Here is a 10,394-nt window from a genome sequence, read left to right as displayed (position 1 = left end):
AATTATTCATCTTTCCCATTATAAAACATTTGCTTATTGAACCCAAAAAAGGCAAAAAAGCGGCTTTTCAGATTGTTGATGATATATTTAATCCCTTAAGTTAACGGCTATGGTGTTGTCACCAACAAAGCGGATGCCTGTAAATGGATGACCACCGAAAAGGCAATGGAGTTATTACGTATCTGATTACTTCACGGGCTTGTTGGTGACAACACCAACAAGGGCTAAATTTCTTAAAAAACTGGCATAAAATTGCGTGGTTTTACTGAAAAGCCTTTGCAATCAGTTGCGAAAACTTTCGTTTTTTTCCTACAAAAAAGTCCCAAACAATACTGCGGGCATAGTAGCCGGTTAGGTGCTGCCAGGCAATGCCTTTTACCTTTAAATGGTTGGCCTTTGTTTTCCAGAACAAGCGGCGTACAAAATTCTGGTGCGCCTTGCTGATGGCCCAGGCGTTTTTCGTTTTGCCTTCCGCCAGGAACTTGGCCAATGCCAGCAGGTCCATCCAAAAGCGGATGCCTATAACCCAAACCGCCCGCCAAAAAGTGAGGTTATTTTTCAGCATGAGCAGATTATTGCGGAAATTGAGATAAGTTTTAAAAGGGCTCTCGGCATTGAGCGTAGCCCCGCCAACATGGTATACGGTTGATTGCGGGCAATACATTACCTTGTAGCCCATATTTTTCAGTCGCCAGCAAAGATCAATCTCTTCCATATGGGCAAAGAAACTTTCATCCAGGCCACCTGCGGCATCCCACAGCTTTTTGCGGATGAACAGGGCCGCGCCCGATACCCAAAAAACTTCACTTTGCGTATCGTACTGGCCCAAATCTTCTTCCAGTGCATCAAAGATGCGCCCGCGGCAAAACAGGTAGCCAAAGTGATCTATAAAGCCCCCGGCAGCGCCTGCGTATTCGAAATGCGTTTTCTGCGTGTAAGATTTTAACTTGGGGCCCGCAGCTGCAATCCGCTCATCGCTTTCCATTAATGCAATAACGGGTTCTATCCAACCGGGCGTAACCTCTACATCGGAGTTAAGCAGCACATAATAATCAGCTTCTACCTGTGTAAGTATGCGGTTATAGCCGCCCGTAAAGCCGTAATTCTCTTTATTTTCTATAATGCCTACAGATGGATACCTCGCCTGCAAAAATACTACCGAGCCATCCGTAGAGGCATTATCGCCAACAATAACATCCAGGTTTGGGTATGTTGACGCCAGGATGCTTGGTAAAAATTGTTCCAGGTGTTTAAGGCCGTTCCAGTTGAGTATCACAACGGCAACTTTTGGGAAATTGCTCATCGTTTAAAATCCTCCGGCTTAAATTTCCAGCGCCTGTGGCTCCAAAGCCAATATTGCGGGGTTTCCTTTATCTGCTTTTCCAAATAGCCTACCTGCATATTGGTGATCTCGTATTGCGTGGTTTCTTTGGGGTTATCTACCAGTGGTACCAATTCGTAAGTGTAATAACCCCGCTTTATACATTCTATCCGGTAGAACACCACTGCGGCGTCCGTCATTTTTGCAATTTTCTCGATACCTAAAAACACCGCTGTAGGCTGGTTCAAAAAAGTGGTGAAATAGGTAACCTCGTTTACGCCGGGGGTTTGGTCGGATGCGAGTACGCTTACCGTGCGCTCATCCTTTAGGGAGATCATAGTGCGCAGCGTTTGTTTCATGGTTACCAGCATCGAGCCGAACCTCGCCCGTTGTTTGTTTAAAAAGGCATCGAATCGCGGGTTGCTCAAAGGTTTGTAAACAATGATGGTTTTATTTTGAGATAACATCCCAAAGGCCAGTGCAGACATTTCCCAGTTGCCGTAGTGCCCGGCAGCCGCAATAATGCTTTTGCCCTGGCTAAAGTAATGCTCCACAATTTCGGGGTTTTTCATGTGCATCCGGGCGCGCAGTTCCTTTTCGGATATACTGATCATCTTAAAGGTTTCCATCAGCAGATCGCCCATGTATCTGAAGTATTGCTTCTCTATTTTAAGCAGTTCGGCTTCACTTTTATCAGGGAAGGAATTTTTGAGGTTCTCGCGCACTACCCGTCGCCTGTACTTGGCTACATAGTAAATAAGCACGTATAAACCATCAGAAACGAGGTACAAAAACCAAAAGGGCAGTAAAGAGAAGAGGTACCAAAAAAATATACCTATGCTGTCTGCCGCCTTTTTTAACATTATTTTAACCAATTTTGCCACAAACATAAAAAATATATATGATTGAGAATGGTGCTGTTTTACCGATGTTCTATCTGCCCCCGGTGGAATACTTTACCCACCTGGTTAAGTTTAAGCCAAATGTGCTGATGGAAAAGGAGGAACACTTCCCCAAACAAACTTACCGCAACCGGACAAACATCTACTCGCCTGATGGCTCGCTGGCGCTTACGGTGCCGGTAATAAAAGGTGCCAAGAACCACACCAAGGTAAAGGACGTGCAGATAAGCTACGATTTTAAATGGCAGCGCCTGCACTGGCTAAGCCTGCAGGCCTGCTACCGCCGTTCGGCTTACTTTGAGTATTACGAGGATGATTTTTCGCCCTTTTATGAGAAGCATTACCCCTACCTGTTCGATTATAATACCGAACTGCTGGAACTGCTGCTACGCCTGCTTAAAATAAAGCTGCCCTTACAATTTACCGAAACTTACGAGGCCGCATACCCTACCCTTACCGACCTGCGTTATACCATGAGTGCTAAAAACCCTGTGGATATGGAACAAAAGCCCTACTTTCAGGTTTTTGAGGAGCGGATTGGCTTTTTGAAGAACCAAAGCATCGTAGATTTGCTGTTTAACCAGGGGCCGCAGGCTGTAAATTATTTATAAATGAGCTCTTTTACCAAACGGGTACACTTTAAAAACAAGAAACGTAAGTTTGAAGTTGGCGCACGCCCCGGCACTATAGATATTCCGGACGATGCGTTAGAACCGCAGATCGTTATCTACTCGTTTAACGAAACCGACCTGCAAACCAGCGAGGGCCGCGATATGAAAACCATAACGCAGCAGATAAAAAAGTGTACCGACCATACCCACTGGATAAAGATAAACGGCCTTGGCGATGCCAAACTGATAGAAGATATCGGCACATTTATGGGCATTAACCAGCTGGTTTTGGAGGATGTGGTAAACACCCACCAACGTCCCAAATTTGATGAGTACGATGATTATGTATTCGGTACCAGCCGCATCATTTATTTTAATAAAGAGAACGAACTGGTGAACTGCCAGTTTAGTGGTATTGTAAAGGATAATATCATCATCAGCTTTGAGGAAAGCCATATGGATTACTTTGAGCCGGTAAAAACGCGCCTAAAGGCAGGCAAGGGTATTATCCGCACTGCCGGGCCGGGCTATATTTTTTACGCGCTTACCGATACCATCCTGGATAATTATTTTGTGGTGCTCTCCCAAATTGGCGACCGCATAGACCAAACCGAAGATAAGCTTTACGAAAGCCCCGATAAAAGTATCATGTTTGAGGCGCAGCAGCTAAAGCGCACGCTTATTGTTATCCGCCGCTCTTGCTGGCCCGAGCGCGATAAGATAAACGATATGATCCGCAGCGAAAGCGAGCTCATTACTAAAGACGTAAAGCTGTACCTGCGCGATGCTTACGACCATTGCATCCAGGCCATGGATATGGTAGAAAGCTATAAAGAGGTAACCAGTAGCATTATCGATCTGTACCTAAGTATGGTAAGCAACCGCATGAACGAGATCATGAAAGTGCTCACCATCATCTCGGTGGTATTTATCCCGCTTACCTTCATCGCCGGTGTATATGGCATGAACTTTAGTCGCACGGACGACCATGGCCATGTGATACCCGACAATATGCCCGAACTATATTGGCATCACGGTTATGTTTTTGCCATCATCCTAATGTTTGGCATTGGAGTGGGATTACTTTTTATCTTTTGGAAAAAGGGATGGTTTAATAAGCTGTAATCCGTCTGAACAGGGATTAAGCGGATTTATACGATTTAAGGGATTTTGATTTGCAAGTCGGTTAATTAGGTTGCCGGTTGCAAATCAAATCCCTTAATATAGAGAATCGTATAAATCCAGGTTCAGACTAGCTTCGCCTTCAACCACTTCCTCACCGGTTCATCAAACAATTTCAGTGCGGCGTAAGCCAGTATAATGAAGAAGAAGAACAAACCTGCGGCTACAGGTATTACCGTTGACGGCGCGGGTTTTGTTTTGGCTATCCAGAAAGTGTATACGTAAATGAACGGGTAGTGCATAATGTAAATGGGGTACGATATATCGCCCGAGAATTTACACAGCTTTGCCCATCGGCCGCTGATTTCGCCGCCCGCACCTGCCGCTACAATTATCGGGAAGATAATGATGATGCAAAGCGCATCGAAGTAACCGTTCCAACTGTACCATGGGAAGAAGAATAATGCAGCAAGCAATAAAGAGCAAACTGTATAGGCCATAGGTACCCTTATCAATTTACCTGTGCGGAAAAGCAATAGCCCCGCAAAGAAAGGGAACATCATGCGCACCGGCGCAACCCAGATATTAGGATACCCTTCCGAGCCTTTTCCGTAGAACCAATCGGCAATAAAGGCCGATTTAATTTTGGCGTAGCCCCAGCCGGTACCCAGATCGCCATGATCTACCGATACCACCAAAAGCACCATTCCACTTATAATAACTACTGCCCAAAGCCCGCCTTTGCTTAGCTTACGGCCTATAACGGCGTAAAGAATATTGGCAATGTATTCCTGCATCAAGCTCCAGCAGGGGCCATCCAGCGGGTGTGTTTCGCCCCAGCCTCGCACGTCAGTAGTAGCAGGCAAAAGTGTAAAACCAAGCAGTATTACCGTAACAAACTTGCCGATATCTACTATCTGCATATCCTTATACGGATCGAACCAGAAACAGACGGCGCCAACGATGGTGCCCAGTATTACCAGCGGATGCAGGCGAATGAACCTTATTTTGAAGAATTGCTTTATCGTCATGCCCTGTGCCCAGCGGTCGTCATACGCGTAGCCTACCACAAAGCCCGAGAGCAAGTAAAAAAAATCTACCGCGAGGTAACCATGATGCATCGGGTGTTTGGGCAGTTCGGGGAAATAAGCCTCAAAAAGATGGAAGATAACTACCAATACGGCGGCAGTACCGCGCAGGCCATCCAGTATGGGGTAATGGGGTTTACTCATGAAGGTTTAAAATAATCAGGTTGAGGTGGCAAGATAAGTGAAGATGTGCAGATGTGCAAGTCTGCAGATGTGCAGATTAAAAAACGGGTGTCCCAGTTTATAAGTGGGACACCCGTTTTTTGATTTGCATTGTGTATCAGTATTTTAACTAAAATCAGTGAAACACTTTGGGACATCCCTGCTATTCAAATAACCGATATAATCTTTTTATTATAAGCAACTTAACCAAAATGAGTGAAAATTATAAAAATCACGTGGGACAGTTTTATTGCCCGTTGTAAATCCTTAACTTTACCCATACCCTTACTTATATTACGCTATGTCATCTTTCCATTTCTCAGAAAAGATCATCATCAATAAACCTGCGGACATCATTTTTGATTATACCCAGGACTATAACAAACGGCTTGACTGGGACACATTTTTAAAACAGGCCGAATTGATAAACGGCGCTACCGAAGCAGGCAAAGGTGTTAAAGCCTGGTGCGTGGCCCGTAACGGCATGGGTATGGAAACACGCTACGTTACTTTTAGCCGCCCATGGACCACCGCCGTAAAAATGACACACGGCCCCTACATGTTCAAAACATTCGCCGGGTCGTGGACGTTTAGAAACGTAACCGCCGATACGGCTAAAGTCACTTTTTTATATAATTTCCGGCTCAGGTTCCCCTTCACGCTGGTGGGCGGTTTTATAAAAAGTAATTTGCGCAGCAACGTGCGCCAGCGTTTAAGAGACCTGAAGAAATGCGTAGAGGCGGCGCCATCGGTACAACCTTCTTAAATCTTAGGGTTCAATTTACAATAGGTGTAATTATTTTTTTCAAAAATCGGTGTAGTCCTACAGTAACCGGTGCAATCCCATAAATTAAAACCATTTAGTTGTTCTGCCTGTTAATTAGCAACCATTATAAAAATTATGCTTGCTAAAAAAGATGTTAAATATTTCCAGGTAGCGCAAGGCGTTTGGGGCATGAGGCTACTATTTGTAAACGTGTATATGATAGCCAACCGCCGTGGTGCCGGCAAAGGCTGGGTGCTGGTAGATACCGGTACAAAAGGTTCCGAAGATAAAATTATTGCCATGGCCGAAGCAATATTCGGCCCGGGAACCCGCCCCGCGGCTATAATACTTACCCATGGGCACAGCGATCATTCCGGCTCGCTTCTTGAGTTGCTGAAAGTATGGAACGTTGCCGTTTACGCGCACCATTTAGAGGCGCCTTACCTTACCGGTAAATCGTCCTACCCTCCTGCCGACCCGCAAACCGGCGGCGGGCTCATGAGTCTCGCTTCAGTACTGTTTTCTACAAAGCCTATCAACATCCGCCGTAACCTGGTGGAAATAGATATGTACGATGGTATCCCCGAATTACCAGAATGGAAAGTGATCCATACACCCGGCCATACGCCGGGGCATATCTCCTTATTTATGCCGCTGAACACTACGCTGATAGCAGGCGATGCCTTTACTACCACGCAGGCCGAATCTGCCTGGCACCTTGCTTTTTATAAAAAGAAGGTGAGCGGCCCTCCCAAATACATCACCAGCGACTGGATCGCAGCGGCAAAATCGGTACGTAAGCTTGCTGCCTTACAGCCCCGGATAGCAGCAACCGGGCATGGCCCCGTAATGCGCGGCCGCGAACTGGCAACCGAACTCAATTTCCTGGCCAACCGCTTTGAGGAGATAGCCGTACCAAAACAAGGCCGCTATGTGGGCCACGCGGCGGTAAGCGACGAGAACGGCGTGCGCTATATTCCGCCTGTTATAAGCAATAAACGCACAAAAGCCGCATTGGCAATAGCTGCGGCATTGGTAGGTTTTTTAGTGGTGAGCAAGGCAACAAAATTGTGGTAGTCCGCGGGTAAATTCCATACATTTACCCCGTGGAAAATGTTAATGCCGACCCGCAGATCTTAGTGGATATAGTAAAAACCCGGATGCCCTTTGGTAAGTATAAAGATACACTGATAAGCGATATCCCCATTAGCTACCTGGAGTGGATGCAACGCAAAGGCTTCCCTCCGGGTAAGCTGGGCATGCTGATGAGCACCGCCTATGAAATAAAACTAAACGGGCTGGATAAGCTGCTTTGGATGATAAAAGCGGGGAAGAGATGATCAGAGGTTAGAGGCCGGAGATTAGTTGAACATAATATCGAACACCCAATGCTGAATATCGAATAATGAAGGTAAATTTCACTTCGAAATTCGGAGTTCGAAATTTGATATTCGATATTACTTACTAATGACGATACAAGGCATCCTTCCTGTAAGGTTTTTACGTTTATTACTACAAACAGATAAAAACGAATCATGAAAAAATTAGCATTATATGTAGCCTCGGCATTACTTATTGTAGGCTGTGCCAACGGGCAACCAAAAGGTATGGCCGTATTGCCAAAACCCGCCGCCGGCGAAGCGGTAGCCACCTTTGGCGGCGGCTGTTTCTGGGCCATGCAGGAGGCTTTGAGCGAACTGAAGGGTGTTAACAAGGCAATCTCCGGCTATGCCGGGGGGAACACCGCTAACCCCACCTACGAAGAAGTGAGCACCCGCACAACCAACCACGCCGAAACTGTACAGGTATATTACGACCCCAAGGTGATCACTTATGCCACGCTTGCCGAAGCCTTCTTATCCGCGCACGACCCAACCACGCTTAACCGCCAGGGCCCCGATGTTGGTACCGATTACCGTTCCATTGCCTTTTACCGCAGTGATGCCGAAAAGGCCGCGCTGGAAGCCGCTATCAAAAAAGTAAATGCATCAAAGCATTACCCAAACCCGGTGGTTACCCAGGTTGTACCCTTTAAAGTGTTTTACCCTGCCGAAAAATATCACCAGGGCTATTACCGCACCAATGGCGATAACCCGTACATAGGCGCCGTATCAACCCCTAAAGTGCTGAAAATGCGCAAAGCGATGAAGGAGTATTTAAAGCCGGAGTTTGCGAAGGGCATATAGTTCATAGTTGATGGTTCATGGCCCCAAAGGTTTTAGTAGCTTCTATTAACTATGAACTATCATCTATGAACCATTAACTGTATCTTTACACCGCAAAACGTTCTATCGCTACCCGCGCTTAGTGGGTGGAGGAAAGTCCGGGCAACACAGAGCATCCTGCTTCCTAACGGGAAGGCGCCCGCAGCGGGCGACAGCAAGTGCCACAGAGAATATACCGCCCCGAATTTATTCGGGGTAAGGGTGAAAACGTGAGGTAAGAGCTCACGGCTTTTCCGGGCGACCGGGATCGCGGTAAACCTCAGGAGTTGAAAAACCAAATAGGTTCTGAAAGCGGAGCTGCTCGCTCCCGCCTCCCTACGGGGACGTCAGAATGGGTAGGTTGATTGAACCTGCCGGCAACGGCAGGGCCAGATTAATGATAGAAATTCCTGCAAAGGAACACAGAACCCGGCTTACAGGTTTGCAGCTGTAAAAAAACCTGCCCTTCGGGGCAGGTTTTTTTGTAAGTGGTTGATTGGTGAATAGTGCGTATTACGAGTGACAGCCTGTGGGCAGAGCTTTTGAAAATTCACCACTCATCAAAAAACTGTTTAATATTCTATACAATTTATATATTAGCAGTCAAACATTACTACCTGTTTTTCGTTTTAACAACACATGGCAAAAATTTTAATAATTGATGATGAGCGGTCTATCCGCAATACCCTGCGCGAGATCTTAGAATATGAAGACTACGTTGTTGAAGATATAGACAATGGCGTAGACGGGCTCGAACTTATCCGCAAAAATGATTATGACCTGGTACTGTGCGATATAAAAATGAACCGCATGGATGGCATGGAAGTGCTTACCGAAGGATTGAGCCTAAAACCCGACTTGCCTTTTATCATGATATCGGGCCATGGCACGGTAGAAACTGCTATTGAGGCCAGTAAAAAAGGCGCGTTCGATTTTATCTCCAAACCGCCCGATCTTAACCGCCTGCTTATTACCGTACGCAACGCATTAGACCGCGGTAGCCTGGTTGTTGAGGCCAAAGTATTAAAACGTAAGGTATCCAAGGTACGCCCCATCTTAGGCGAATCGCAGGCTATCGTAAAAATAAAAGAAACTATTGAACGTGTTGGCCCTACTGATGCCCGCGTACTGGTTACCGGTGCCAATGGTAGCGGTAAAGAGCTGGTAGCGCGCTGGTTGCACGAAAAATCTAACCGCAGCAACGGCCCTATTATAGAAGTAAACTGCGCGGCTATTCCATCAGAACTGATAGAGAGCGAGCTGTTCGGCCACGAAAAAGGCTCCTTCACCTCGGCTATCAAACAACGTATAGGCAAATTCGAATCGGCAAATGGCGGCACGCTGTTTTTAGATGAGATAGGCGATATGAGCCAGAGTGCACAGGCCAAAGTGCTGCGTGCCCTGCAGGAAAGTAAAATTACCCGCGTAGGCGGCGAAAAAGAAATAGATGTGGATGTACGCGTAGTGGCGGCAACCAATAAAGATCTGTTAAAGGAAATTGAGGCTGGCAACTTCCGTATGGATTTGTACCACCGCCTCAGTGTTATCCTTATCCACGTGCCCCCGCTTACCGAGCGCCGCGACGATATCGGCTTGCTTACACAAGCCTTTTTGGATGAGATTTGCAACGAATACGGCATGCCTACCAAAAAGATCTCAGATGCCGCATTGGAAGCGCTTAAAGCCCTACCGTGGACGGGTAACATCCGCGAGCTGCGCAATATGGTGGAGCGCCTCATCATCCTGAGCGATAAAACCATTACCGATGGCGATGTAAGAGCATTTGCCAACCCAAGCGCGCCCGTTGCAGCCACCGCGGCCGTAGCAGCCGCGCCGCAAACCGATTTTGACCAGTTTACCAACTTCCAGGAATACAAGGATTTCGCCGAGCGCGAGTACATCAAGTTCAAACTCGAAAAAAACAACTGGAATGTATCAAAAACCGCCGATGATATTGATATCCAACGCAGTCACCTGTACAGCAAGATTGAAAAATTTGGCTTGAAAAGAGGGGAATAAGCACTTATACGTCCTTAACAATATTATAAAGAGGCCGGCTGGTAATAGCTGGCCTCTTTTGTTATCCTCGCGTTTTAATCCATTTCGTCATCTCCGCGTAACAACTCTATTACCCATCCAAACATTTCACTCAGCTTTTTGGTTTAAAAATTGACCCGTTTCATAGAATAGTCAATTTTAAAACGAATAGCTTTGAATA

The 10,394-nt window shown here is 46.4% G+C and carries 10 protein-coding genes and 1 other RNA gene; 8 read left to right on the top strand and 3 right to left on the bottom strand.

The window, feature by feature from the left end:
- Positions 1–262 precede the first annotated feature (262 nt).
- Both IDJ77_RS26195 and IDJ77_RS26190 read right to left on the bottom strand, forming a co-directional pair.
- Positions 263–1,303, bottom strand: a complete 1,041-nt coding sequence (locus IDJ77_RS26195) for a glycosyltransferase family 2 protein (RefSeq protein WP_191191958.1) — start codon at positions 1,301–1,303, stop codon at positions 263–265.
- Entirely contained in the window at positions 1,300–2,184 is an 885-nt protein-coding gene (locus tag IDJ77_RS26190) for a lysophospholipid acyltransferase family protein (RefSeq protein WP_191191957.1), read from the bottom strand. The genes IDJ77_RS26195 and IDJ77_RS26190 overlap by 4 nt, the downstream gene beginning before the upstream one ends.
- Before the next feature lie 38 nt (positions 2,185–2,222).
- On the opposite strand from IDJ77_RS26190, the gene IDJ77_RS26185 reads away from it, so the two are divergent.
- Both IDJ77_RS26185 and corA read left to right on the top strand, forming a co-directional pair.
- The gene (locus IDJ77_RS26185; RefSeq protein ID WP_191191956.1) at positions 2,223–2,834 is read left to right on the top strand and encodes a WbqC family protein; all 612 of its coding nucleotides are present in this window, start codon (positions 2,223–2,225) and stop codon (positions 2,832–2,834) included.
- Positions 2,835–3,959, top strand: coding sequence for a magnesium/cobalt transporter CorA (gene corA / locus IDJ77_RS26180; RefSeq protein ID WP_191191955.1), 1,125 nt, complete (start codon positions 2,835–2,837; stop codon positions 3,957–3,959).
- Positions 3,960–4,081: 122 nt separating this feature from the next.
- Here corA and IDJ77_RS26175 read toward each other — a convergent pair whose 3' ends face one another.
- Positions 4,082–5,188: an acyltransferase family protein gene (locus tag IDJ77_RS26175; RefSeq protein ID WP_191191954.1), complete on the bottom strand. Its 1,107-nt coding sequence runs from the start codon at positions 5,186–5,188 to the stop codon at positions 4,082–4,084.
- A gap of 319 nt (positions 5,189–5,507) precedes the next feature.
- On the opposite strand from IDJ77_RS26175, the gene IDJ77_RS26170 reads away from it, so the two are divergent.
- The 6 genes from IDJ77_RS26170 (at position 5,508) to IDJ77_RS26145 (ending at position 10,195) form a co-directional block, all read left to right on the top strand.
- Positions 5,508–5,972: a type II toxin-antitoxin system RatA family toxin gene (locus IDJ77_RS26170; protein WP_191191953.1), complete on the top strand. Its 465-nt coding sequence runs from the start codon at positions 5,508–5,510 to the stop codon at positions 5,970–5,972.
- Positions 5,973–6,107: 135 nt separating this feature from the next.
- Positions 6,108–7,049: an MBL fold metallo-hydrolase gene (locus IDJ77_RS26165; protein ID WP_191191952.1), complete on the top strand. Its 942-nt coding sequence runs from the start codon at positions 6,108–6,110 to the stop codon at positions 7,047–7,049.
- Positions 7,050–7,078: 29 nt separating this feature from the next.
- Positions 7,079–7,312 (top strand): DUF3820 family protein, encoded by a 234-nt coding sequence (locus IDJ77_RS26160; RefSeq protein WP_191191951.1) that lies wholly within the window; start codon positions 7,079–7,081, stop codon positions 7,310–7,312.
- Positions 7,313–7,507: 195 nt separating this feature from the next.
- Complete coding sequence (gene msrA / locus IDJ77_RS26155; protein WP_191191950.1) at positions 7,508–8,158, top strand: peptide-methionine (S)-S-oxide reductase MsrA; 651 nt, start codon at positions 7,508–7,510, stop codon at positions 8,156–8,158.
- Positions 8,159–8,247: 89 nt separating this feature from the next.
- Positions 8,248–8,629: RNase P RNA component class A (gene rnpB, locus IDJ77_RS26150), an RNA gene on the top strand.
- 186 nt (positions 8,630–8,815) lie between these two features.
- Positions 8,816–10,195, top strand: a complete 1,380-nt coding sequence (locus IDJ77_RS26145; protein ID WP_191191949.1) for a sigma-54-dependent transcriptional regulator — start codon at positions 8,816–8,818, stop codon at positions 10,193–10,195.
- The last annotated feature ends 199 nt before the right edge of the window (positions 10,196–10,394 follow it).

It is taken from the genome of Mucilaginibacter pankratovii, assembly GCF_014773265.1.
In the GTDB taxonomy this organism is placed as follows: domain Bacteria; phylum Bacteroidota; class Bacteroidia; order Sphingobacteriales; family Sphingobacteriaceae; genus Mucilaginibacter; species Mucilaginibacter pankratovii.
The sequence above is the reverse complement of the archived record's forward strand: the minus strand, read 5'-3'. Positions and strand labels throughout refer to the sequence as shown.